Origin of the sequence: Lentzea albida (assembly GCF_900111005.1) — a bacterium.
Lineage (GTDB): Bacteria > Actinomycetota > Actinomycetes > Mycobacteriales > Pseudonocardiaceae > Lentzea > Lentzea albida.
This window is the reverse complement of sequence record NZ_FOFV01000006.1, coordinates 1-21,366: the sequence shown is the minus strand read 5'-3', so window position 1 is coordinate 21,366 and position 21,366 is coordinate 1. Positions and strand designations below refer to the sequence as shown.

23 protein-coding genes are annotated in these 21,366 nt (G+C 70.2%); 16 read left to right on the top strand and 7 right to left on the bottom strand.

What is annotated here, in order from left to right; all coding sequences use genetic code 11:
- Nucleotides 1–6: 6 nt before the first annotated feature.
- Genes BMY74_RS16925 through BMY74_RS16915 form a run of 3 tightly spaced genes read left to right on the top strand, consistent with a single transcriptional unit; the run spans nucleotide 7 to nucleotide 3,302 of the window.
- Nucleotides 7–1,611, top strand: a complete 1,605-nt coding sequence (locus tag BMY74_RS16925; RefSeq protein ID WP_089917062.1) for a PTS system mannose/fructose/sorbose family transporter subunit IID — start codon at nucleotides 7–9, stop codon at nucleotides 1,609–1,611.
- 9 nt (nucleotides 1,612–1,620) lie between these two features.
- Nucleotides 1,621–2,007: a PTS sugar transporter subunit IIA gene (locus tag BMY74_RS16920; RefSeq protein ID WP_089917060.1), complete on the top strand. Its 387-nt coding sequence runs from the start codon at nucleotides 1,621–1,623 to the stop codon at nucleotides 2,005–2,007.
- Complete coding sequence (locus BMY74_RS16915) at nucleotides 2,004–3,302, top strand: hypothetical protein (protein WP_089917057.1); 1,299 nt, start codon at nucleotides 2,004–2,006, stop codon at nucleotides 3,300–3,302. The genes BMY74_RS16920 and BMY74_RS16915 overlap by 4 nt, the downstream gene beginning before the upstream one ends.
- On the opposite strand, the gene BMY74_RS16910 is transcribed toward BMY74_RS16915, so the two are convergent.
- The gene (locus BMY74_RS16910) at nucleotides 3,266–4,030 is read right to left on the bottom strand and encodes a GntR family transcriptional regulator (RefSeq protein ID WP_089917055.1); all 765 of its coding nucleotides are present in this window, start codon (nucleotides 4,028–4,030) and stop codon (nucleotides 3,266–3,268) included. The genes BMY74_RS16915 and BMY74_RS16910 overlap by 37 nt on opposite strands.
- A 237-nt stretch (nucleotides 4,031–4,267) precedes the next feature.
- Here BMY74_RS16910 and BMY74_RS16905 point away from each other — a divergent pair, with 237 nt between their 5' ends.
- Nucleotides 4,268–5,092 (top strand): cellulose binding domain-containing protein, encoded by an 825-nt coding sequence (locus tag BMY74_RS16905; RefSeq protein ID WP_143091593.1) that lies wholly within the window; start codon nucleotides 4,268–4,270, stop codon nucleotides 5,090–5,092.
- 72 nt (nucleotides 5,093–5,164) lie between these two features.
- A complete protein-coding gene (locus BMY74_RS16900) occupies nucleotides 5,165–5,923 on the top strand; it encodes a hypothetical protein (protein WP_218159653.1) in 759 nt (252 codons plus the stop codon).
- A 219-nt stretch (nucleotides 5,924–6,142) separates the two neighbouring features.
- On the opposite strand, the gene BMY74_RS16895 is transcribed toward BMY74_RS16900, so the two are convergent.
- A complete protein-coding gene (locus BMY74_RS16895) occupies nucleotides 6,143–6,748 on the bottom strand; it encodes a hypothetical protein (protein ID WP_089917049.1) in 606 nt (201 codons plus the stop codon).
- 152 nt (nucleotides 6,749–6,900) lie between these two features.
- The gene (locus BMY74_RS16890) at nucleotides 6,901–8,115 is read right to left on the bottom strand and encodes an ROK family transcriptional regulator (RefSeq protein WP_245786186.1); all 1,215 of its coding nucleotides are present in this window, start codon (nucleotides 8,113–8,115) and stop codon (nucleotides 6,901–6,903) included.
- Nucleotides 8,116–8,411: 296 nt separating this feature from the next.
- On the opposite strand from BMY74_RS16890, the gene BMY74_RS16885 reads away from it, so the two are divergent.
- The 4 genes from BMY74_RS16885 (at nucleotide 8,412) to BMY74_RS16870 (ending at nucleotide 12,059) form a co-directional block, all read left to right on the top strand.
- Nucleotides 8,412–10,082: an asparagine synthase-related protein gene (locus BMY74_RS16885; RefSeq protein WP_089917046.1), complete on the top strand. Its 1,671-nt coding sequence runs from the start codon at nucleotides 8,412–8,414 to the stop codon at nucleotides 10,080–10,082.
- Nucleotides 10,079–10,783: a lasso peptide biosynthesis B2 protein gene (locus BMY74_RS16880; protein WP_089917043.1), complete on the top strand. Its 705-nt coding sequence runs from the start codon at nucleotides 10,079–10,081 to the stop codon at nucleotides 10,781–10,783. Before BMY74_RS16885 ends, BMY74_RS16880 begins: the two co-directional genes overlap by 4 nt.
- Before the next feature lie 74 nt (nucleotides 10,784–10,857).
- Nucleotides 10,858–11,472, top strand: a complete 615-nt coding sequence (locus BMY74_RS16875) for a ClpP family protease (RefSeq protein WP_089917040.1) — start codon at nucleotides 10,858–10,860, stop codon at nucleotides 11,470–11,472.
- Nucleotides 11,469–12,059 (top strand): ClpP family protease, encoded by a 591-nt coding sequence (locus tag BMY74_RS16870; protein ID WP_089917037.1) that lies wholly within the window; start codon nucleotides 11,469–11,471, stop codon nucleotides 12,057–12,059. Before BMY74_RS16875 ends, BMY74_RS16870 begins: the two co-directional genes overlap by 4 nt.
- A 42-nt stretch (nucleotides 12,060–12,101) precedes the next feature.
- Here the strand turns inward: BMY74_RS16870 and BMY74_RS16865 are convergent, their stop codons facing one another.
- Nucleotides 12,102–12,449 (bottom strand): helix-turn-helix domain-containing protein, encoded by a 348-nt coding sequence (locus tag BMY74_RS16865; protein WP_089917034.1) that lies wholly within the window; start codon nucleotides 12,447–12,449, stop codon nucleotides 12,102–12,104.
- Between the two features lie 118 nt (nucleotides 12,450–12,567).
- On the opposite strand from BMY74_RS16865, the gene BMY74_RS16860 reads away from it, so the two are divergent.
- Both BMY74_RS16860 and BMY74_RS16855 read left to right on the top strand, forming a co-directional pair.
- A complete protein-coding gene (locus tag BMY74_RS16860; RefSeq protein ID WP_089917031.1) occupies nucleotides 12,568–13,356 on the top strand; it encodes an SDR family NAD(P)-dependent oxidoreductase in 789 nt (262 codons plus the stop codon).
- Nucleotides 13,357–13,365: 9 nt separating this feature from the next.
- Nucleotides 13,366–13,953 (top strand): TetR/AcrR family transcriptional regulator, encoded by a 588-nt coding sequence (locus BMY74_RS16855; protein WP_089917028.1) that lies wholly within the window; start codon nucleotides 13,366–13,368, stop codon nucleotides 13,951–13,953.
- On the opposite strand, the gene BMY74_RS16850 is transcribed toward BMY74_RS16855, so the two are convergent.
- The 3 genes from BMY74_RS16850 to BMY74_RS16840 are packed head-to-tail and all read right to left on the bottom strand — an operon-like array spanning nucleotide 13,950 to nucleotide 16,880.
- A complete protein-coding gene (locus BMY74_RS16850; protein WP_089917025.1) occupies nucleotides 13,950–15,449 on the bottom strand; it encodes a tripartite tricarboxylate transporter permease in 1,500 nt (499 codons plus the stop codon). The genes BMY74_RS16855 and BMY74_RS16850 overlap by 4 nt on opposite strands.
- Nucleotides 15,442–15,933 (bottom strand): tripartite tricarboxylate transporter TctB family protein, encoded by a 492-nt coding sequence (locus BMY74_RS16845; protein WP_089917023.1) that lies wholly within the window; start codon nucleotides 15,931–15,933, stop codon nucleotides 15,442–15,444. Before BMY74_RS16845 ends, BMY74_RS16850 begins: the two co-directional genes overlap by 8 nt.
- Nucleotides 15,930–16,880 carry a Bug family tripartite tricarboxylate transporter substrate binding protein gene (locus tag BMY74_RS16840; protein WP_245786185.1) on the bottom strand — a complete coding sequence of 317 codons (951 nt, stop codon included), beginning with the start codon at nucleotides 16,878–16,880 and terminating at the stop codon, nucleotides 15,930–15,932. Before BMY74_RS16840 ends, BMY74_RS16845 begins: the two co-directional genes overlap by 4 nt.
- 166 nt (nucleotides 16,881–17,046) lie before the next feature.
- Here BMY74_RS16840 and BMY74_RS16835 point away from each other — a divergent pair, with 166 nt between their 5' ends.
- The 5 genes from BMY74_RS16835 (at nucleotide 17,047) to BMY74_RS16815 (ending at nucleotide 21,179) form a co-directional block, all read left to right on the top strand.
- On the top strand, nucleotides 17,047–18,618 hold the full coding sequence (locus BMY74_RS16835; protein WP_089917018.1) for an ATP-binding protein: 1,572 nt from the start codon (nucleotides 17,047–17,049) through the stop codon (nucleotides 18,616–18,618).
- A complete protein-coding gene (locus tag BMY74_RS16830) occupies nucleotides 18,615–19,286 on the top strand; it encodes a response regulator (RefSeq protein ID WP_089917015.1) in 672 nt (223 codons plus the stop codon). The genes BMY74_RS16835 and BMY74_RS16830 overlap by 4 nt, the downstream gene beginning before the upstream one ends.
- Before the next feature lie 64 nt (nucleotides 19,287–19,350).
- Nucleotides 19,351–19,872 (top strand): DUF4232 domain-containing protein, encoded by a 522-nt coding sequence (locus tag BMY74_RS16825; RefSeq protein ID WP_089917009.1) that lies wholly within the window; start codon nucleotides 19,351–19,353, stop codon nucleotides 19,870–19,872.
- A 61-nt stretch (nucleotides 19,873–19,933) separates the two neighbouring features.
- Nucleotides 19,934–20,542 carry a LysE family translocator gene (locus tag BMY74_RS16820; protein WP_089917007.1) on the top strand — a complete coding sequence of 203 codons (609 nt, stop codon included), beginning with the start codon at nucleotides 19,934–19,936 and terminating at the stop codon, nucleotides 20,540–20,542.
- 19 nt (nucleotides 20,543–20,561) lie between these two features.
- On the top strand, nucleotides 20,562–21,179 hold the full coding sequence (locus BMY74_RS16815; protein WP_089917005.1) for a LysE family translocator: 618 nt from the start codon (nucleotides 20,562–20,564) through the stop codon (nucleotides 21,177–21,179).
- Nucleotides 21,180–21,366: the final 187 nt, after the last annotated feature.

Here is a 21,366-nt window from a genome sequence, read left to right as displayed (position 1 = left end):
GCGCAGATGCTCGTGGCACTGGCTTTGACGCTGTGGGCCGTCATCTGCACCTACGACGTGCTGGGGCCTTTTCTGATCTTCGCGGGCCGTCCGCTCGTCGCCGGGTCGGTGGCGGGGCTCATCACGGGTGACCCGTTGCTGGGCATGGCGATCGGCGCGACGCTGGAACTGGTGGCACTGGGGGTGTACCAGTACGGCGGCGCGACGATCCCGGACTACCAGACCGGGGCCATCGTCGGCACCGCGCTCGCCGGCAGTGCGGCGGGGCCGCTCAGCGCTCAGGTCGCGGTCGGTATCGCGGTGGCGCTGCCCGCCGCCGTGTTGCTGGCCGCGCTGGACCCGGTCGGCAAGATGATCACGACGGGGCTGGTGCACCGGGCCGACCACTACGCGGCGTCGGGGGACGCGCGGGGACTGGCCCGGATCCACTGGCTCGGGCTCGTGCCGTGGTGCGGGGTCCGGGCGGTGCCGACGTTCCTGGCCGCGCTGACCGCCTCGAGCGGTGTGGTCGAGGACCTGACGCGGGGGATTCCCGCCGGGTTCGTGAACGGGATGACGCTCGCCGGGTCGTTGCTGCCCGCGGTCGGGTTCGCGTTGCTGCTGTCGATGATGCAGCTGTCGAAGTACTGGTACCTGTTGCTCATCGGGTTCGTCGCGTTCGCCTACATGGACGTCCCCGTGCTCGGCATCGCGTTGCTGGGCGTCGCGATCGCGTTCCTGGTCGTCGGCAGGAGCGAGCCGGCGCCGGTGGTCGCGGAGGAAGAAACGTCCGAAGTGGACCGCGTGCTGGCCGAGCAGGACCTGAAGAGGGCCTACCGCAGGTACTTCTGGTCCAGCCAGGTGTCGTGGAACTACGAGCGGATGCAGGGACTCGGGTTCGCGTACGCCATGGAACCCGTGCTGCGCCGGCTCTACCCGGACGCGCACGAGTACGCGCAGGGCCTCCAGCGGCACATGCAGTTCTTCAACACCTCGGTGCTGGTCGGCGGGCCGTTGATCCTCGGGTCGGCGATCGCGATGGAGGAGGCGCGGTCGCCGCAGTCCGCCGAAAGCACCAAGGTCGCTTTGATGGGGCCGCTGGCCGGCATCGGCGACACCCTCGTCTTCGCGCTGTACAACAGCATCATCTTCACCATCGGCGCCTCGCTCGCGCTGCAGGGCAACTGGCTCGGCCCCGTGTTCGCGATGGTCATGGTGCTGGTCCCGTACGCGCTGGTGCGCCGCTGGCAGTTCCGCCTCGCCTACCGCGAGGGCAAGAGGCTCATCGCCCGTTTCGCCGTCGGCACGCTCGACCGGCTGTCCCGCGGTGCGACCGTGCTCGGGTTCGTCGTGCTCGGCGGGTTCATCCCGTTGAGCGTCAAGGTCGTCACGACGCTCACGTACCGGCAGACCACGACGGTCAACGGCGAACCGGTCACGCAGACCGTGCCGATCCAGGACCGCCTCGACGACCTGCTGCCCCACCTGCTTCCCGTGCTCGTCACCGCCGCCGCGTACCTGCTGCTGGTCAAGGCCAGGTTGAAGCCCGCGGTGGTGATCGGCGTCGTCGTCGTGGTGGGCGTCGCGCTGGGCTGGTTCGGCTGGTTCGCGCCCGCCGCCCCCAAGAGTTAGGAACGAGCGATGACCATCCCCGTCCTGCTGGCCGGGCACGGCGCGCTGCCGTCCGGTGCCGCCGACGCCGCCGAGTTCGTCGTCGGACCGCAGTCCCGGCTCCTGGTTTGTGAGCTCGGTCCGGCGGAAAGTCCTGACACGTACGGGGAACGGCTCGCGGACCTCGTCGGTGACGCCCCGGAGGTGCTCGTGCTGGCCGACCTCCCCGGAGGCACCCCCGCCAACGCCGCGAAGCTCTTCGCGGCGCGCCGGACGGGCGTGCGGATCGTGACCGGTCTCAACCTGCCGATGCTGCTGGAGGTGCTGGTGCGCGACGGGGACGTGGACGAGCTGGCGGCGATCGCCCAGGCAGCGGGGAAGGGCGGGGTTCTGACCGAACCGGTGCTGAGCCGATGACCCTCCTGCTCGCGGCCGGTCGCACGGTGATCACCCCGGGATCCGGCCACCCGATGGGCGGCTACCTCGCCAGGGAGGGCGTCGCCTGCGGCGTGCACGACGACCTGGAGGCCACCCTGGTCTGGTTGTCCACAGAGGACGATCCGGGCGTGGTGTGGGTGACGCTCGACGCGCTCGCCACGGACGTCTCGCTGACCCGCGCGCTGGCCGCCGTGGTCGCGCAGGAGACGGGGGTCCCCGCCGGCCGCGTGCTGGTGTGCGCGTCGCACACCCACTCCGCGCCGGACGGGTGGACCGGGTCGATCCACCCCGGCATGCCCGCGCAGCGGGAGCCCGAGCTCGTGCGCGGACTGATAGAGCGGGTCGGGGCGGTGGCGCGCCAAATATGTCCACAGAGGACTCCGGTGCTCGCTCGCTGGCACGAGGGCGCGGCGGCCCGCGTCGGCGCCAACCGCCACCGGCAGGACGGCCCGCACGACGACTCGGTGGGCGTTCTGACGCTGCACCACCCCGACGGCACCCCGGCGGCGCTGCTCTTCGACTACGCCAGCCACCCGACCGTGCTGGGCGCTGACAACCTCGCCTGGTCGGCGGACTGGCCGGGCGCCACTCGAAGGGAGCTGGCCGGGCTCGCCCCGGTGGTCGCGTTCCTGCAGGGCGCGGCGGGCGACGCCAGTTCGCGGTTCGTCCGGCGCGCCCAGGGGCACGCCGAGGTTTCCGCGCTCGGCGGCAGGCTCGCCGAGTCGATCACACGCCTGCTGCCGTCCGGTCAACCGGTCGGGGAACCGCTCCGGCTGACGCGCACGGTCCTGCGGATGCCCCACCGCGCGCTGCCGTCGCAGGCCGAGTGCAGGCGGTTGCGCGAGGGCGCCGAACGCGGGTGGCGGAAGTTGTTGCCCTGCGACGAGAGCGACCCGGCCGTCCGCGTCGCGCGCACCCGGTACGAGGGGACGCTGATGCTCAGCACCCTGGCCGCCGTCGGCCTGGACGGGGACGCGGAGGTGCCCGTCACCGTCGTGTCGCTCGGCGAGGTCGCGTGGCTGCACACGCCGTTCGAGCTGTTCTCGTCGATCGGCCTGCGCATCAAGGCCGCCAGCCCGTTCGCGCACACGAGGGTGATCGGCTACACCGACGGCTACGCGGGTTACCTGCCCGACCAGGACGCCTACCGCGAGGGGCTCTACGAGTCCTACATCGCGCTGGTGGAACAGGGTGCGGCGGAAGTGCTCGTGGAGCGCTGCACCGAGCTGTTACGCGCTCACCGCGAACGGCGCGCGGTGGTGAACACGGTGTAGCGGTCGGCCCGGTAGAGCGACCGTCCCGCCTCGATCACCCGGCCGTCCGCGGCGTGCAGCGTGCCCTTGAGGACGAGGCACGGCTGGGTCGGCTCGATCTCCAGCAACGCGGCGTCCTGCGGTGGGGGCAGCACGGCACTGATGGCCGTGTCATTCCAATCCGGCACCACGCCGAACCGTTCTTCGAGCGTCTTGTGCAACGAGTTCGCGGCCCAGTCGAATGCGTCGATGCCGGGAAAAAGATCGAGCGAGAGGTTTGTGCGCTCCAACGCGAATGGCTCGTCATCGACCAGACGGAGTCTTTCCAGGCGAAAAACCGGCGCACCCGGAGGAATGTTCAGGCGCCCGGCGATCTCGGCACCCGCGGATTCCACGAGGGCGAGCAGTACCTTCGTTCCCGGCGCGGAGCCGCGTGCCCTGATGTCCTCGGTGAACGACGTGAGCATGTCGATCTGCGTGGGCGGACGCTCCGCCGTGAAGGTGGCGTTGCCGTGCTGGCGGTACAGCAGCCCGTCGGCGACGAGCCGATTGACCACCAATCGAACCGTGCTCCTGGAGATCTGGTAGTGCTCGGCCAGAAAACGTTCCGACGGAATCAGCCTGCCCGGCCCCGCCTCGACCGCGACGTTCTCCAGGATCTCCCTGAGCTGGTCGCCCTTCGGCCGGTCGGGAGCCAACGCGTCCGGGAATTCCAGATCGTCCGCGGGAACATGCTTGGAGCGGGGCACAGCGCCATTATGCCCGAGTGATCAGGTAAATGGTTCCGGGCCGGCGACTCCGCGCCGACCGGTCGATACCGAACGATCGGTGTCGGCCGTGCGCGCAGGGCGCTACGATCATGGCGGTTGGATGAACGTGTGGGGGAGTCCCTCGTGTTACGGAAGTCCTTGGCTTTTCTGCTGGTTCTTTTCGCGTGTGCGTGCGGGGCGGAAAGTCCGCCTCTTCCCGCGACGCCTCCTGTGCAGGTGCGTCAGCCGACGTTGGTCAAGGACGTCCAGGGCGAGCTGTCGGCCGTGGTGCGCAAGGTGATCGACGGCCGGACGATCGAGCTCGACACCGGTGAGCGCGTCCAGGTGTCGTCGCTGGCGCCGCCCGCGACCTGCTGGGCGGCCTCCGCGCGCACGTTCGCCGAGAAGCGGTTGCTGGCCAAGACGGTCCGCGTCACCACGGTGACCCCGGGGGAGGTGCACCTCCGGCTGGAGGACGACACCGACTACGCGTCGCTCGCCGTGCGGGAGGGCGCGTTGCGGGCCCAGTCCGGGGCCGGTGCGCTCGCCGACGCCGAGAAGGGCGCCGAGCGCGAGGACCGCGGTCTGTGGGGTGCGCCCTGCAACGGCAAGGACACGTCGTCGTCATCGGCGGCACCGACGACCACGACGGCTCCGTCCTCCTCACAACCCGCCGAGTCGTCGAAGGCCGCGGCCACGACCACGACCGCGCCTCCCGTCGTCACGCCCACCGCGGCGGCGGCCACGTGCACGGTCGCCTACCGGGTCGACAACCAGTGGCAGGGCGGCTTCCAGGGCCGGGTCACCATCAGGAACAACGGCGGTTCCTCGATCAACGGCTGGACGCTGCGGTGGTCGTTCGCGGACGGTCAGACGGTGCGCGAGGTGTGGAACGCGACGGTGTCCCAGCGCAACGGCTCCGTGAGCGTGACCGGCGTCGACCAGGCGAGGACCATCCCGTCCCGCGGCGAGGTGACCATCGGGTTCATCGGGGCCTCCGGCGGCAGGAACACCGCGCCGTCCTCGTTCACACTCAACGAGGCCGCCTGCACGACGGGCTGACTGTGGGTCCGGCGGCCACCGTGGCAAGATAAATTAGTAATTAACTGGTTTGCTCTTGCCCGGAGGTGAGCCGTGCGGGTCGTGCCGCTGCACGTCGAGGTCGACCACGCCCTGGGCGGCCGCTGGACCTCGCTGCGCGCGGCAGACCGCGAATGGCTGTGGCACAGGGCCGATCCCGCGCGCGCCGAGGTGGTGCCGGGGTCCGCGTTCGTCGACGCGGGCGGCTTGGAGGAGTGCGTCCCGACGGTGCGCGGCGTACCCGACCACGGCGACGCCTGGAGCAGGCCGTGGCACCGGACCGGCGTGGACTGCCCCGACTTCGCGCTCACCCGCGTGCTCGCCTCCGACGGCGGCGCGGTCGTCGCCGACTACGAGTTGACCGCCGAGCCCGGCTACCGCTTCGTCTGGGCGGCGCACGCCCTGCTCGACGTCAGCGCGTCCGCCCGCCTGGACGCCCCTCCCGGCACCCCGGTGCTGATCACGGACCCACAACCGCTGCTGCGCGAGTGGCCGGCGGGCCTCGACGCGCTCGGCCCCGATGACGGCACGGCGGTAGGCGCGGTGCTGGAACGCGACCAGATCCGCGTGGTCGACGGAGACCAGCAGCTGGACCTGCGCGTCGAGTGCGATGACCAGCCCGTGTCGATCGCGTTGTGGCGCAACCTGCGCGGCTGGCCGGAAGACGCCCCGTACCGCAGCGTCGGCGTGGAACCCATGCTCGGCCGCACCTTCGACCGCGCCGACACCACCCGTCCGGTGGCGGTCGTGCCCGCCTCGGGTTCGGTGCGCTGGCGCCTGACGATCACCGCCCTCGCGGGAGGAACGGCATGACCGACGTGCTCGCGCTCGGCGAGCAGGGGGAGGTCCCTGCGCCGCCGGGGATCGTCATGTCCAGTCCTCAAAGGACTGACGATCCCGGACGGCCCTGCGTTCTCCTTCTGACCGCGACCTGGGCGCCCGCCGCTACCGCCCGGACGGACGGCTGGACCGCGCGCTGTTCGCCGTGGACGTCGACGTACCGGGCCGCCCGGCGGACGGGTTCGTCCCGGCTCAGCCCGCCCAGTGCCGCGGGTACACACCGGGTTCCGGCGCGAACAACCACGCTCCCGAGCTGATCTCCAGATATCGCGTGGGATCGGCGAATCCGGAAGCGTGCCGGATCACGGTCTCGTAGACCTGCGAGGACACCATCACCGCGAGGTCGGCGTCGCTGCCGGCCAGTTCCGGCGTGTTCAGGAGACGGGCGGCCGCGGCGATCGCCTGCCCCGACAAGCCGTCCGGGCTCACGGTGACGGGACCGACGTGCAGCGAAGCCCGGAGCTGCATCCGGACGGGCGCGGCTTCGCGGTTGTAGCGCCGCACACCGTTCTGGATGTGGGGGATCAGCCGGTCGACGATCACCGACGTGGTGACGCTGGGAGGGATGACGACCAGCACGCCGTCGTGTCGTTCGACGTGGCGGCAGTTGCTCCAGGGGATGTCCGAGTCCGCGAAAGCGTTGCGCACCACCCGGTGCAGCGGTGCCCGAGCGACCTCGCGGTCGCTCTCGGTGCCGCCGGGTCCGTGCAGGGAAGCGATTTCGAGGAACAGGAGGGAGTGGTTGACGTGGTCCCATCGACCGGTGGATCGACCGGACCTGTCGGGCGAGGCGGTCATGGTGGGCCCCCTTGCGAATCGGCTTGCCGGGGTGGAGTGTGGCGCCACGACCAGGTTAAATTCGTGTGGGAGAAGCAACAACGAATTCTTTGGGAAAGGCCTCGTCGTTTGAGGTGATCGTTGATCACGCCGAAATCAAAGACTCGGGTGCTTCAATTCTGCCGGACGTGGTCCACGGTCAGCGCGTACGCGAGCGCGCCCAGCGCTCCCGCCTGCAGGCCCAGTTCGGAGGTCTCCACGGTCATCGGGGCCACGTAGTTGAACATCCCGCCGAGCGAGTGCAGGCGCATCGACTGCACTGCCGGCTCGATCACGAGGTCGGCGGCCCTGCCGAGCTCCCCGCCGATGAACACCTTCTCCGGGTTGAGCAGGTTGCAGGTCCTGGCCAGCGCGATCCCGATGCCGCGGCCCGCGTCCTGCAGGACCCTGCGGCACAACAGGTCCCCGGTCTTCGCCCGCTCGACTATGTTCGCGAGGCTCGTGGGCAGGTCGACGCGGTAGCCGACGTAGGCCCGGCGGACCTGTTCGACCAGGCGTGCGCCGCCGACCGCGGTCTCGAGGCAGCCCCTGTTGCCGCACTGGCAGACGACGCCGTTCGGGTCCATCACGAGATGCCCGATCTCACTCGCGAGGCCGTGCCTCCCCCGGTAGATCAGGCCGCCGATGACCAGTCCCGCGCTCACACTGGTCGACGACTTGACGAACAGCATGGTCTCGGTGCCGCGCCCGCCGCCGTAGAGGTGTTCGCCGTACGCCGCGTAGTTCGCCTCGTTGTCCATGATCACCGGCACACCGGGGAAGTGCTCCTGCAGACGTGCGCCGGGATCCGCGCCGCGTTCCCAGTCGAGAGCCCACGCGACCTGGGAGATCGTGCTCGTGCGCGGGTCCACCGCGGCGGGGATGCCGAGTCCGATCGCGACGATGTCGGTCTCGTCGAGGCCTGTCCGCCGGACGACGTCCCTGATCAGCTGCACGCACTCGCGCATCCAGGCCTGGCTGCCGTGTTCGGCGCCGCGCCCGGACCTGTCGACCTCGACGCGGGGGCCGTCCACCCGGCGTGCGGCGACGGTGACCGTGTCGTAGCTGACCTCGACGCCGATGGCCACGCCCCGGACGTTGGTGAGGCCGATCTTCTTGCCTCGTTCGTTGTCGGTGCCGTCGACGGCGACCACGTTGTCCCGCTGCAGCTCCTGCACGATCCCGGAGACGGTCGCCTGGGAGAGGCGGGTGAAGTCGGCGAGGTGCACCTGGGTGGCGGGGGCGACCATGATCGCGCGGAGCACGCGTCTGCGGTTGAGGGCGCGCAGGGTGTCCGGTGTCCGGCCCCAGATCAGTTCTCGCGCGTGCCTGTCGCCGCCAGTGGGCACCCGGTGCCTCCTGCCCTCAGCTTCGAATCGAAGCGCCGAATCATGGTAGCGGCGTGCGAGGCATCATTTGGAAGCCGCCAAGCGTGCGATTCGTATCCTCAGGCCCGACTCGTGGTGATCAACAGTGGGAGCTACCCTTACGCCTTCCGCTGGCTGGGGCCCACCTGTGAGAGGCACTTTCGTGATCGAGGACGACGTCGTCGGAGTTGCGGCTGACCAGGGGTACGAGCCGCCTGTCCTGTTCGACCTGGGGTCCGTGTACGACATCACCTTCGGAAGCGCCAGCGGTTCGAGCGATGCCTCCGGCCAGAGTTTCAACTAGGCCACCGGACTCCACCGGTTCCCTCGAGGTCTTCGGCCAGTGCTTCGCCGAGGAGGGCGTCCTCGCGCGGTCGCTCGCCGAGTTCACCGAGACCGGTGACCACCGCCCGGTGACCGGCCACGTCGGGTGCTACTCGGCGGTCGTGCGGCAGCCCGGCGTGACGACGCTGTTCGCCGACCCGGTGGGCCAGTTCCCGCTCTACTACGACGATTCCGGGCGACATGGCACGAAGGCGGTCGAGCTCGGCACGGCCCTCGACAGGGTCTACCTCGCCACTCGGCTGGCCTGCCTCGACGGAGCCGGTCTCCTCGGGAACCGCAGCCTGCGCGCGGGCGTCCGGCGGGTGCGCGAGGGTCACGCCGTCCGCCTCGGCGACGGCGTCCTCGGCGAGGAGTCCTGTGCTCCGCTGAGCGCCGATCCCGATGTGACCACTGTGGACGCCGCGGACATGCTCCGCGACGCGCTCGTGACCGCTGTCCGGGCACGCGCGCGGTCCGCGCGGAAGCTGGTCTCCGACTTCAGCGGTGGCCTCGACTCGACGACGCTCGCCCACCTCGCGCTAGACGACGTGACGACGCTTCCCGTGCTGACGCACCACAACCCGGACTCCCCGGTCCTCGACGACCTGGACCGCGCGGAGTGGTACGTCAGGTCCGAACGGCGGTTCGACCACCAACTGGTGAAGGTGTCGCCGGAACACCTTCCCTACCAGGACCTGGCGTCGTGGGGGGACGAACCGCACGCGGCTTCGATCTCCTGCGGTCCCGCAAGCCTCCGGTTCTCCGCCGCGGCCGCGCTCGGTGCCGACCTCCACCTGATGGGTGAAGGTGGCGACGCAGTGCTGTGGGCGCCCGGCGCCTACTTCATCGACCTCGCCCGGCGAGGTGAGCTCGTGACGTTGTGGCGGCACTGCTTCGCGTGGGCGCGGATGCGCAACCGGTCGCCGCTGAGCGTGTTCCGGCAGTCCGTGGTCATGGCGGCACTCGGTCGCCGGCGCGCGTTGCTCCGGCTCGCCGGCACCCTGGACCGGGGCGGGCCCGTCGGTGACCCGCCCTGGGAAGTCTCGGTGGTCGCTCGCTGGGACGTGCCGCGGGTGGACTGGCTGACCGCGGACACCCGGTCCCTGCTGGCCGCCCAGGCCCGCGAGGTGGCGGAACGGGAGTCCGATGTGGACGCCGGTGAGTCCGTTGTGCTCAGTCAGCTGCGTCTGCACGGTCTCACGCAACAGGTTCACCGGGAAGTGGGCGAACAGGCCGGAGTCGCCGTTCACGCACCGTTCCTCGACACGGCCGTCGTCCGGGCGGCCATGGCGGTCCCGGCGCACCGGCGTGCCGACCCGGCCGTGGCGAAGCCTCTGCTGAAGAAGGCGCTGACGGGCCTCGTGCCCGAAGCGGTCCTGTCCAGGGAGACCAAGGGCGACTACAGCTCCGACGCCTACCGGGGTCTCCGGCGGGCGGCGCCCCGGCTCAGGAGGCTGCTGGCCGACTCGGCGGCAGCCGACTTCGGCCTCATCGAACCGGCACCTGTTCGCCAGGCGCTCGAGGACGCGGTGAACGGGTTGCGGGTGCCGTGGGGTGCGCTCAACCAGGTGCTCGCCGTAGAAGTGTGGCTCCGGGCGAACGCGAGAGAGGTGGCTTCGGCATGACCCGCTTCGTGGTTCCCGATTCGGTGCACGTGAAGGCTGACGACGACGGGAGTCTCGTCCTGCTCAACGTGACCACCGGCCAGTGGCACAAGCTGAACCGCAGCGGGAACGAGCTCTTCGCGGCGATCTGCGCCGACGGTGTGGAGGCAGCGGTCGAGACGTTCGTCGGCCGCTATCCGGGGGAGCCGCGGGAGCAGGTCCGACTGCACGCGGAGAGGTGCGTGTCGGCCCTGGTGGAACGAGGCCTGCTCGAGCCCGAGAGCCCGGTGCGCGGCAGTGGCGGGGTGCCGATCGCACTGGCTCCCCGTGGTTCCGCCGGCTGGAGGCCGCAGCTGGTGGCGACGGTGGCGTTGCCGGTGGCGCTCCTGCTGCTGAGGTTGCCGTTCCGCAGGACGGTGGGAGCCTTCAAGTTCGTGAAGCGGGGGCTGGCCAGGCGTCCGGCGACGAAACCCGAAGCGCTGCAAGCGCTTGCGGCCGCCAAGCGCGTGAGCAGGTTCCACCCGGGCCGGGTGGCGTGCCTCGAGCTTTCGCTGACCGCCGCGCTGACCGCGGCTCTGCGCGGCCGGGAGGTGCAGTGGTGCCTGGGGGTCGCGAGCGATCCGCAGGCGTTCCACGCGTGGATCGAGGCGGACGGCGAGCCGGTCACCGACCCGTTCGACGACCCGGTTCCGCCCACCTACCAACGGGTGCTGGCCGTGTGAGGGCTGCTGTGAGCTGATCTGCCCACAGCAGAGAAGGCGGCGCACCCCCTGCGCCGACCGGCATCGTCGGTGCCATGACGAACAGCGAGAAGCTCTTCAGCCCAGGGCTGCGAGAACGGTTCTTCGGTCAGCGGGTGCTGATCCTCGACGGCGCCCTCGACGACGACAACGGCACGGTGCTGGCGACGCAGATGTTGTCGCTGGCGAGCGAGGACCCGCGGCAGGACATCGCGTTGTGGATCAACTCGCCGGGCGGGTCGGTGCCGTCGATGCTGGCGATCCGCGACGTGATGCGGCTGGTGCCGTGCGACGTGGCGACGCTGGCGCTCGGACTCGCCTGCAGTGCCGGGCAGTTCCTGCTGTCGGCGGGGACGCCGGGCAAGCGCTTCGCGTTGCCGCACGCGCGGATCCTGATGCACCAGGGGAGTGCGGGCATCGGCGGCTCGGCCGTCGAGGTGGAGGTGCAGGCCGACGACCTGCGCTACACGAGGGACACCGTGCTCGGACTGATCGCGGCCGACACCGGGCAGCCGTTCGACCGGATCTTCACCGACTCGCTGCACGACAGGTGGTTCACCACCGAGCAGGCACGCGAGTACGGGTTCATCGACCACGTCGTCAGCGACCTGGGCCAGGTCGTCCCCGTCCGCATGCACAAGCTGGGACTGCACTCGGGAGCCGTCGCATGAGCACCTACACCATCCCCAACGTCATCACGCGGGACGCACGCGGCGAGCGGGTCATGGACGTCTACTCGCACCTGCTGTCCGAGCGGATCGTCTACCTCGGCACCGGAATCGACTCGGGCGTCGCCAACGCGCTGATCGCGCAGCTGTTCCACCTCGAGGCCGACAACCCGGATCTCGAAATCAACCTCTACATCAACTGCGAGGGCGGCGATCCCTCGGCGATGCTCGCGCTCTACGACACCATGCGCTACATCAAGGCGCCGGTCGCCACGACCTGCGTGGGGCAAGCGGTTGCGGCCGGTGCGGTGCTGCTGGCCGCGGGCGCGGAGGGACGGCGGTCCGTGCTGCCGCACTCCAGGGTCGTGCTGCACCAGCCGGCGGCGCAGGGGCGGGGCACGATCCCGGACCTCATCCTCGCGGCGGACGAGGTGGTGCGGGTGCGCACGCAGTTGGAGGCGATCCTGGCGCGGCACACCGGCCGGACCGTGGCCGAACTGCGCCACGACACGGACCGGGACCGCGTGTTCGATGCGGCGGGTGCGGTGGAGTACGGGCTGGTGGACCGGGTGCTGGACCAGCGGGCGTGAGTGGGTGGTGAACGGTCCGGTCACGACCGGACCGCTTCAGCCTCAGGCGGCCAGAGCCATCGCCACCGGACCGGACGGCCTGCCCATCGGCCGTGACGTGTGGAAGTGGCGGGACTGCTGCACGCGGAGGTTCCGCACCTGGCCCGCGATCCCGATCAGCAGGTCGGCCAGCTCGACGCCGAGCGCGCCGGCCACCGCCGCGATCATCTCGCTCGACGGCTCCTTGCGCCCGCGTTCGATCTCCGACAGGTACTGCACCGAGATGCCCGCCCGCTCGGCCACGTCGACCAGCCGGTCGCCGCGCTCCTCCCGGGTCTCGCGCAGTTTGCGGCCCAGGGCTTCTCTCCAGAGGGGCTCCGGTTCGCGTGTGAAGTCCAGGATCTCCGCCATGTGGTCATGGTGACAGCACCGCGACCACCGCAAAGGGGCGTTCTGCTACCAGCAGAACGCAGAGATGACAGACAAAGACAGGTTGGCAGTCACTGACAGGCTGGCGTACGGTGTCGGCATGGGAGTCGACTTCACGAAGCAGACGGTGCTGGTCACCGGGGCGAGTTCGGGCATCGGCGCGGAGTTCGCGCGGCGGCTGGCGGCGCGCGGATCGGATCTGGTGCTGGTCGCGCGCCGCGAGGACAGGCTGGAGGAGCTGGCCGCGGAGCTGCGGCCGCACGGCGTGACCGTGCACGTCGTGGCCGCGGACCTCGCCCAGCCCGGCATCGGGCAGCGGCTGGCGGAGGAGGTCGCCGGCTTGGGCGTCACGAGCCTCGTCAACAACGCCGGGTTCGCGACCTTCGGGCCGTTCCACGAGGAGGACCCCGAACGGCTGCGGCAGGAGGTCGCGGTCGACGTCAACGCCGTCGTCGAGATCAGCAGGGCGTTCATCGAACCTTTGCGCGCCAACGGTCACGGCTTCCTGATCAACGTGGCGAGCATGGCCGCGTACCAGGCGACGCCGTGGTCGTCGGTCTACGGCGCGACGAAGGCGTTCGTGGTGAGCTTCACCGAGGGGCTGTGGGTGGAGTCGCGTGGCACGGGCCTGCGCGTCATGGCGCTGTCGCCCGGTGCCACGCGCACCGAGTTCTTCGAGGTCGTCGGCACCGACGAGATGGCGGGCGGGAGCCGGATGCAGACCGCCGGCGAGGTGGTCGCGACGGCGATGCGCGCGCTGGACCGCAAGGTCACGCCGGTGGGTGTCATCTCGGGCCGGATGAACCGCGTGATGGCGTTCGCCGGACGCCACTTCTCCTCGCGCGCCATGGGCGCGCGGGTCGTCGGGCGAATGGTGCGGCAGAGCTAGAGTGAGGTCATGGGCAAGGCGACGCTGTGGGACCGGTCGCGTCAGGCCGTGGTCGCCGAGATTGTCGAGACCGCGCTGACGTTGTTCGCGGAGCAGGGCTACGAGGCGACCACGATGGCCCAGGTCGCGTCACGTGCAGGCGTGTCGCAGCGGTCGCTCTTCCGGTACTTCGGCACCAAGGAGGACCTGGTCTGCGGCGAGCAGGAGCAGCTGGGCGACCTGCTGGTGTCCACCGTGGCCGCGCAGCCCCCGGAGATGTCCACCTGGGACGCCCTGGCGGCCGGGTTCACCACGATCCTCACCGCGTCGGACCACACCGAGCAACGGGTGCTGGAGATCTCCACGCTGATCTTCACGAACCCGTCGCTGCGCTCGAGGTACTTCGAGAAGCGGTTGAAGTGGCAACGGGCGCTCGTCCCCGTGGTCGAGGAACGGATGGGCATCGAGTCGGGAGAGGTCCCGGACGCCCGCGCGGTGGGCGTCATCGCCACGGTGTTCGCGTGCGTCGACGCCGCGTCGGAGCTGTGGGTCCTGCACGGCGGCAAGGCTGACGTGTTCGAACTGTACGAACAAGCACTCGCCGCCGTGCGGAACTAGACCGTCACCTCGGTGTTCTTCTTGCGGCGCAACCGAAGCACCACGGCCACCGCCAGCAGCACGACGAGCACGCCGTAGGCGGTCGCCGCGAACGGGCTGGCGACGAGCGCGGTCAGGTCGCCCTCGCTGATCTGCAGCGTGCGCCGGACCTGCTCCTCCGCCATCGGCCCGAGGATCAGTCCGACGACGAGCGGTGCGACCGGATAACCGTGGCGCCGCATGAAGAACCCGATCACGCCGATGACCAGCAGCACGATCAGGTCGTCCACGACGAAGTTCACCGCGTAGGTGCCCAGCGCCGCGAACAGCAGGATGCCCGCGTACAGGTACGGCCGCGGGATCTGCAGCACCTTCACCCAGATCTTCACCAGCGGCAGGTTCAGCACGAGCAGCATCACGTTGCCGATGTACAGCGACGCGATCAGCGCCCACACCATCGCGGAGTTGTTGGTGAACAGCAACGGTCCCGGCTGGATGCCGTAGCTCTGGAACGCCGCCACGATCACCGCCGCCGTGGCGGTGGTGGGAAGGCCGAGGGTCAGCAACGGCACGAGAACGCCTGCCGCGGCGGCGTTGTTGGCCGCCTCCGGACCCGCGACGCCCTCGATCGCGCCCTTGCCGAACTCCTCCGGCCGCTTCGAGAGCTTCTTCTCCGCGCCGTACGACAGGAACGTCGACACGTCCGCGCCACCGGCCGGCACGGTGCCGATCGGGAAGCCGATGAACGTGCCGCGCAGCCACGGCTTCCACGACCGCGCCCAGAACTCGCGCGTCATCCACTTGCCGCCCACGGGGATGACCTCGATCGGTCCGTGCCGCAGCCGCGACGCCACGTACAGCGCCTCGCCGACCGCGAACACGCCGACGGCGACCACGACCACGTCGATGCCGTCGGCCAGCGTCGCCACCCCGAGGGTGTAGCGCTGCTGACCGCTGAGCATGTCGGTGCCGATGAGCCCGATGAACAGACCGAGTCCCAACGACGCGAGGCCACGCACGGGGGAGGACCCGAGCAACGCCGCCACGGTCGTGAACGCCACCACCATCAGTGCCACGTAGTCGGCCGGGCCGAGCTGCACGGCGACGTCCGCGATGGTCGGCGCGAGCAACGTGAGCAGCACCGTGGCGATCGTGCCCGCCACGAACGAGCCGATGGCGGCGGTCGCGAGCGCGGCAGCACCGCGTCCGGCCTTGGCCATCTTGTTGCCCTCTAGAGCAGTCACGATGGACGCCGACTCGCCCGGGGTGTTGAGCAGGATCGACGTCGTCGAACCGCCGTACATGCCGCCGTAGTAGATGCCCGCGAAGATGATCAGTGCCGCGGTCGGCTCCAGCGTGTACGTCAACGGCAGCAGCAACGCCACCGTCATCGCCGGTCCGATGCCCGGCAGCACGCCGACGGCCGTGCCGAGCGTGACGCCCAGCAACGCGTACAGCAGGAACTCGGGCTGCGCGGCGGTCGCGAACCCCTCCAGCAGGGCGGTGATGCTATCCATCGAGGAACGGCACCCCTTCGAAGATCCCGGCGGGCAGCGACAGGCCCAGACCCGACGCGAACACCACCTGCACGACGAGCGCCAGCACCACCGCGATCGGCAGCGCGCGCCACCAGGTCGCGCCGAGCGTCCAGGCGGCGCCGAAGAACAGCAGCGCCGCCGCGACCGGCCAGCCGACGAGGTCGATCAGCACCAGGTGCGCGACCAGCACGGCCACGAGCTTGGCCACGGTGACCCAGTCGGTGCGGACGTTCTCGTCGACGTCCTCGGCTTCCTCGGCCTGGCCGAGTTTCCCGCGGGCGGTCGCGATGATCGCGGCGATTCCCGTTACGACAAGAAGAATGCCCACGGCGTACGGGAACGCACGTGGTCCTACGGCGTTGTCGTCGCGCGCGGCGATCGTGGTCGCGTCGACCAGGGTGAAGACCCCGATCGCCGCGACCAGACCGCCGAACGCGTACTCCTCGACTTTGGCAGCGATCACTTCACGAGCCCGATGTCCTGCAGTGCGGGCTTCACCCGCCCGATCTCCTTGGCCATGAACGTGGAGAACTCGCTGCCGGTCAGGAACGTGTCCGTCCAGCCCTTCTTGGACAGCTCGGCCTTCCACTCCTCGCTCGCGTGCATGTCGGTGACCAGCTTGGTCAGCCGCTGCTTCGCCTCGGCGCTGATCGACGCAGGCGCCACGACACCGCGCCAGTTGATGAGCTCGACGCCCAGCTCGCCGAAGGTCGGCACGTTCAGCTCGGGAACGGGGTTCGGGCCCGACGTGCCCAGCGCGCGCAGCTTGCCCGCCTTGATCTGCTCCTTGTACTCGCCGATGCCGGAGATGCCCGCGTCGACCTTCTTGCCCAGCAGTGCCGCCAGCGACTCACCACCGCCGGAGTACGGCACGTAGTTGAGCTTGTCGGGGGCGATGTTCTTCGCCTTGAGCAGCATGCCGGCGAGGATGTGGTCGGTGCCGCCGGCCGAGCCGCCGGTGATCGAGACGCCCTTGCCCTTCTCGTTGACGGCGTTGAGCAGGTCGTCGATGGTCTTGTGCGGCGAGTCGGCCGGCACGACGACGACCTCGTCCTCCGCGGTCAGCCGAGCGATCGGCGTGGTCTCCTCCAGCCGGGCCTGCGACGCGTTGGTCTCCACCGCGCCGACCATGACCAGGCCGGTGATCATCAGGTACGACTCGGAGCGTTCGTTGAGGAGCTTCTGCAGACCGACCGTGCCGCCGGCGCCACCGACGTTGGTGACCTGCACGGAGTTGGCGAGCTTGGCGCCCTGCACCGCCGACTGCATCGCCCTCGCGGTCTGGTCCCAGCCGCCACCGGGGTCGGCGGGCGCCATGATCTCCAGCTTCGCGATGGAGTCACCGCCGCTCGCGCTCTTGGCCCCCTGACCGCAGCCCGCGAGCACCAGTCCGGCGGCAGCGACCGCCACCGCTCGTCTCCATGCCGTACCCATCGAACACTCCTCGCTTCGTCGCGAACGTTGGGCGGGGACGCTAGGTAACGGCTGTGTACACACGTAAGTGTTAGGTCGTAAGTTCCGTATTGGTCGTTTAGTTCGTGACCTGTTTCACAGCCGATACGTCAGAATCTCTTCCATGTTCCGTCGATCTGTGTCGTTTGGAGCCTTGCTTCTGGCGTTGCAGGTGGTCATCGTGCTGGTGACGACCTGTGCCGCCGGTCTGCTCGCGGCCAAACTGCAGAGCGACCGGATCCGCGACTCGTACAAGGACCGGATGCTGTCCGTCGCGGAGAGTGTGGCGCGGCTACCTACCGTGATCGACGCGTTCAACTCCGTTGACCCGGTCGAGACCATCCAGCCGTTGGCTGAGGTGATCCGGAAGGCGTCGAACGTGACGTACGTGGTCGTCACCGACCACAACGGCGTCCGCTACGCCCACCCCGACCCGAAGCGCATCGGCGAGCGCGTGTCGACCGACCCGTCCACGGCCCTGTCCGGTGAGGTCTTCGTCGGCACGGAGACCGGCACGCTCGGCACGTCGCTCCGCGCGAAGGTGCCGATCCGGGCCGCCGACGGGAAGATCATCGGCATGGCCTCGGTCGGCATCCTGGAGAGCCAGCTGTCCGCCGACCTCGCCGAGGACCTGCCGGAGCTGATCGGCTGGCTCGCGGCGGCCGCGCTGATAGGCGTGCTCGGCGCCGCGCTGGTCACGCAGCACGTGCGCCGGCGGACGTTCCGGCTCGAACCGGCCGAGATCGCGCAGCTGCTGGAGACCAGGGACGCGATGCTGCACGGCATCCGCGAAGGCGTTGTCGCCGTGGACGACCAGGAGAAGCTCGCTCTGGTCAACGACGAGGCGATGCGGCTGCTGGGGCTCGACGAGAACCCGAGCGGACGCCCGGCGGCGGAGGTGCTCGACGACGGGCTGCTCGCCCTGGCGCGGGGTGAGGACGACGTCGCGGACCGCCTCGTCCTCGCGGGAGAACGGGTCCTGGTCGCGAACCGGATGACGGCGAAGACGAACGAACGCGCCGTCGGCGTCGTGCTGACGTTGCGCGACCGGACGGAGCTGCACGACGCGTTGCGGGAGCTCGACGGCCAACGCACCGTCACGGAGGTGCTGCGTGCGCAGGCCCACGAGTTCTCGAACCACCTGCACGTGATCGGCGGACTCCTGGAGCTGGACCGCGGTTCCGACGCCGTCGCCTACATCGAACGGGTCGGCGGAGCCGGATCGCTCACGGCTGACATCATCGACGGGGCGAACGCCGACCCCGCGCTGGCGGCGTTGCTGCTGGCGAAATCCTCCACCGCGCACGAACGAGGGGTGGAGCTCCGGCTGGATCCCGGCAGCTCCGTCGACATCCGTGCGGGCGACGACGCGTTGACAGTGCTGGGAAACCTGGTCGACAACGCGGTCGACGCCGTGGAGACGGGGGGAACCGTGCGGGTGCTGGTGCGCTCGTCGGTCACCGGAGTGAGGGTGGTCGTGGACGACGACGGGCCGGGGGTGGCGGAGTCGCAACGCGGCCGGATCTTCGACCTGGGCGTGAGCTCCAAGGACGTCCAGGGCGCGCACGGCAGGGGAATAGGTCTTGCATTGGTGTCGAGGGTGGTGACCCGGCGCAGCGGCCGGGTGGCGATCACCGACTCGGAGCTCGGCGGCGCGTCGTTCGACGTGTGGCTGCCGGAAACGGGGAACCGATGAGCGTGCGAACGCTCGTGGTCGATGACGACTTCGCCGTCGCGGCGATCCACCGCGGGTTCCTGGAGGCGATGCCGGAGTTCGAGGTGGTCGGTGAGGCGCACCGGGGCGGCGAGGCGTTGCGCGCAGTGGAGGCGTTGCGGCCGGACCTCGTGCTGCTCGACATCCACCTGCCCGACATGTCCGGGCTGGACGTGCTGTCGCGGCTGCGCGCCCGCGGCGGACCGCCGGTCGACGTCATAGCCGTGACAGCCGCCCGCGAACGCGAGACCGTGCGGCAGGCAATGTCCCGCGGCGTCGACAACTACCTGGTGAAACCCTTCACGCGCACGGCGTTCCTCGACCGGATGCGGGAGTACCTCGCGCAACGGATCGAGGTGCAGCGGCTCGGCCAGGTGCTCGACCAGGACGAGGTCGACTCGCTGATGCACCACCGCCCGCGCAGCCCGATCATGCCCAAGGGGCTGTCCGCCGTGACGCTGCGGCTGGTGACGGACGCGTTGCGGGACAGCGAGAACGACCTGTCGGCGCAGGAGGTCGGCGACCGCGCCGGGCTGTCGCGCGTGAGCGCCCGCCGCTACCTGGAGCACCTGGTGACCATCGGCAAGGCGGAGGTGCAGCCGCGCTACGGCATGGCGAACCGGCCCGCGCACGGGTACCGGCTGACCTGACGGATCTCGCTCCGCTTGTGAAGGTTTCGGTGGAGCACCCACGATCTGTGGCACGATCGGCCACATGAGATCTGGGGGCAGAATTCTCGTCGTGGTCGCCGTGCTCGCAGCACTGGCCGGCGCGACAGGGGCACAAGCGTCAGAAGAACCGTGCGACACCGGTGCGCGGTTCACCACCAACGGCACCAGCGCGGCCATGGGCCTGCGCGTGATGTCGGTCGAGGTGACCAACTGCGGCAGCGAACCGTTGCAGCTCAACGGATATCCGCAGGTGGAGGTGCTGGACGCCGGGCGGGTGCCGTTGGACGTCGCGGTTCTCGAAGGCTCGGGCGGCATCGCCTACCTCGACGGCTTCGACGACGCGCCGCAACCGATCACCGTGCAACCGGGCGAGAGCGCCAAGAGCGCGTTCGTGTGGCGGAACACGCACACGTCGGTGGAGCCGCCGCTGGTCGGCAAGCACGTCGACATCGCGGCGGCGCCCGGCGGCGTCCGGCAGCCGCTGGTCGCCACGTCGCCGCAGAGTTCCGTGCTGATCGATCTGGGCAGCACCGGGAGGATGGGCGTCAGGGCCTGGTACCGCTGACACCCGTGTCGGGAGCGTTAAATCTTCTGGTGGCGCCGCGTTCCCGTGCTCTGATGACGTCATGTCGACTGCCGCGCTCCTGAGCTTCACGCTCGTCGCCCTGCTGACCGTGATCACGCCCGGCCTGGAGACGCTGCTGGTGCTGCGCACCGCGTTGCTGGTCGGCCGCCGTGCCGCCTTGGGCGTCGTGGTGGGCAGCACGCTCGGATGCCTGGTGTGGGCGGCGGCGGGTCTCGTCGGGCTGACGGCGTTGTTGCAGGCGTCCGAACTCGCCTACGACGTCGTGCGCTGGCTCGGCGCGGGTTACCTGGTCTACCTCGGCGTCAAGGCGTTGTGGCAGTCCCGGCGCCCGGCGGAGGTCGACGAACCGGCGCCGGTGCCGTCGGCGCGCGCGGCCGTCCGGGTCGGGCTGCTGACGAACCTGCTCAACCCCAAGCCGGGCGTCTTCTACGTCTCGCTGCTGCCGCAGTTCCTGCCCGTGGGCGAGCCCGCGTGGGGCGCCGTGCTCGTGACGATCCACCTCGGCATCGGGCTGGTGTGGTTCCCGATCCTGATCACGGCGGCCGGGCGGGCGCGTGCTTTCCTGCTGCGGCAACGACTCCTGCTCGACCGGTTGTCCGCTTCCGCGCTGATCGCGTTCGGCTTGAAGACGGCGGCGGACGCGCGGTGACGTGTGGTCTGATGGCCTCATGTCGACCGCCGCACTCCTGAGCTTCTCGCTCGTCGCGTTGCTCACCGTCCTCACACCGGGTCTGGACACGGTGATGGTGGTGCGCACGGCGTTGCTGAGCGGCAGGCGCGCGGCGATGGGCGTGGTGCTCGGCATCACGCTCGGGTGCCTCGTGTGGGGCGCGGCGAGCCTGGCGGGCCTCACGGCGTTGCTGAGGGCGTCCGAACTGGCCTACGACGTCGTGCGTTGGCTAGGTGCCGGTTACCTGATCTACCTGGGCGCCAAGGCGTTGTGGCTGTCGTTCTCGGCCCGCGCGGCCGCCTCGCTGGACGACTCGCGCCCGGTTCCCGGCGCCGGAGCCTCGTTGCGCGTGGGACTGCTGACGAACCTGCTGAACCCGAAGGTCGGCGTCTTCTACCTGTCGCTGCTGCCGCAGTTCATGCCCGCCGGCCAGACGGGCTGGGGTGCCGTGCTCGTCGCCGTCCACCTCGGCCTCGGCCTGGTGTGGATGCCGGTCCTGATCGCGGTGGCCGGACGTGCCCGCGCGTTCCTGTTGCGCCAGCGGGCTTTGCTCGACCGCGTGACGGCGTCGGTGTTCGTCGCGCTGGGGCTGAAGCTGGCGTTCGAGGCGCGTTGACGCTCGCCGGCGAGCAGCGCTTGGCCGGTCGGCCCCGCCGCGCAACCGCGCTGGCCATCAGGTGCCCGCCCGCACCGCCAGACCGCCTGTCGCTCGCCACCGCTGCCAGCTCACCCGCCGCTGTCAGCCGCCAGACCGCCGCCGGTCACCCGCCAGACCGCCGCCTGTCACCCGCCAGACCGCCGCC

Excerpts from the sequence above, each read along its gene's own strand:
- BMY74_RS16925 (WP_089917062.1), top strand. The coding sequence starts at position 7 with ATGCTCGTGGCACTGGCTTTGACGCTGTGGGCCGTCATCTGCACCTAC.
- BMY74_RS16920 (WP_089917060.1), top strand. The coding sequence starts at position 1,621 with ATGACCATCCCCGTCCTGCTGGCCGGGCACGGCGCGCTGCCGTCCGGT.
- BMY74_RS16915 (WP_089917057.1), top strand. The coding sequence starts at position 2,004 with ATGACCCTCCTGCTCGCGGCCGGTCGCACGGTGATCACCCCGGGATCC.
- BMY74_RS16895 (WP_089917049.1), bottom strand. The coding sequence starts at position 6,748 with ATGACCGCCTCGCCCGACAGGTCCGGTCGATCCACCGGTCGATGGGAC.
- BMY74_RS16885 (WP_089917046.1), top strand. The coding sequence starts at position 8,412 with ATGCCTCCGGCCAGAGTTTCAACTAGGCCACCGGACTCCACCGGTTCC.
- BMY74_RS16880 (WP_089917043.1), top strand. The coding sequence starts at position 10,079 with ATGACCCGCTTCGTGGTTCCCGATTCGGTGCACGTGAAGGCTGACGAC.
- BMY74_RS16875 (WP_089917040.1), top strand. The coding sequence starts at position 10,858 with ATGACGAACAGCGAGAAGCTCTTCAGCCCAGGGCTGCGAGAACGGTTC.
- BMY74_RS16870 (WP_089917037.1), top strand. The coding sequence starts at position 11,469 with ATGAGCACCTACACCATCCCCAACGTCATCACGCGGGACGCACGCGGC.
- BMY74_RS16865 (WP_089917034.1), bottom strand. The coding sequence starts at position 12,449 with ATGGCGGAGATCCTGGACTTCACACGCGAACCGGAGCCCCTCTGGAGA.
- BMY74_RS16860 (WP_089917031.1), top strand. The coding sequence starts at position 12,568 with ATGGGAGTCGACTTCACGAAGCAGACGGTGCTGGTCACCGGGGCGAGT.
- BMY74_RS16855 (WP_089917028.1), top strand. The coding sequence starts at position 13,366 with ATGGGCAAGGCGACGCTGTGGGACCGGTCGCGTCAGGCCGTGGTCGCC.
- BMY74_RS16850 (WP_089917025.1), bottom strand. The coding sequence starts at position 15,449 with ATGGATAGCATCACCGCCCTGCTGGAGGGGTTCGCGACCGCCGCGCAG.
- BMY74_RS16835 (WP_089917018.1), top strand. The coding sequence starts at position 17,047 with ATGTTCCGTCGATCTGTGTCGTTTGGAGCCTTGCTTCTGGCGTTGCAG.
- BMY74_RS16830 (WP_089917015.1), top strand. The coding sequence starts at position 18,615 with ATGAGCGTGCGAACGCTCGTGGTCGATGACGACTTCGCCGTCGCGGCG.
- BMY74_RS16825 (WP_089917009.1), top strand. The coding sequence starts at position 19,351 with ATGAGATCTGGGGGCAGAATTCTCGTCGTGGTCGCCGTGCTCGCAGCA.
- BMY74_RS16820 (WP_089917007.1), top strand. The coding sequence starts at position 19,934 with ATGTCGACTGCCGCGCTCCTGAGCTTCACGCTCGTCGCCCTGCTGACC.
- BMY74_RS16815 (WP_089917005.1), top strand. The coding sequence starts at position 20,562 with ATGTCGACCGCCGCACTCCTGAGCTTCTCGCTCGTCGCGTTGCTCACC.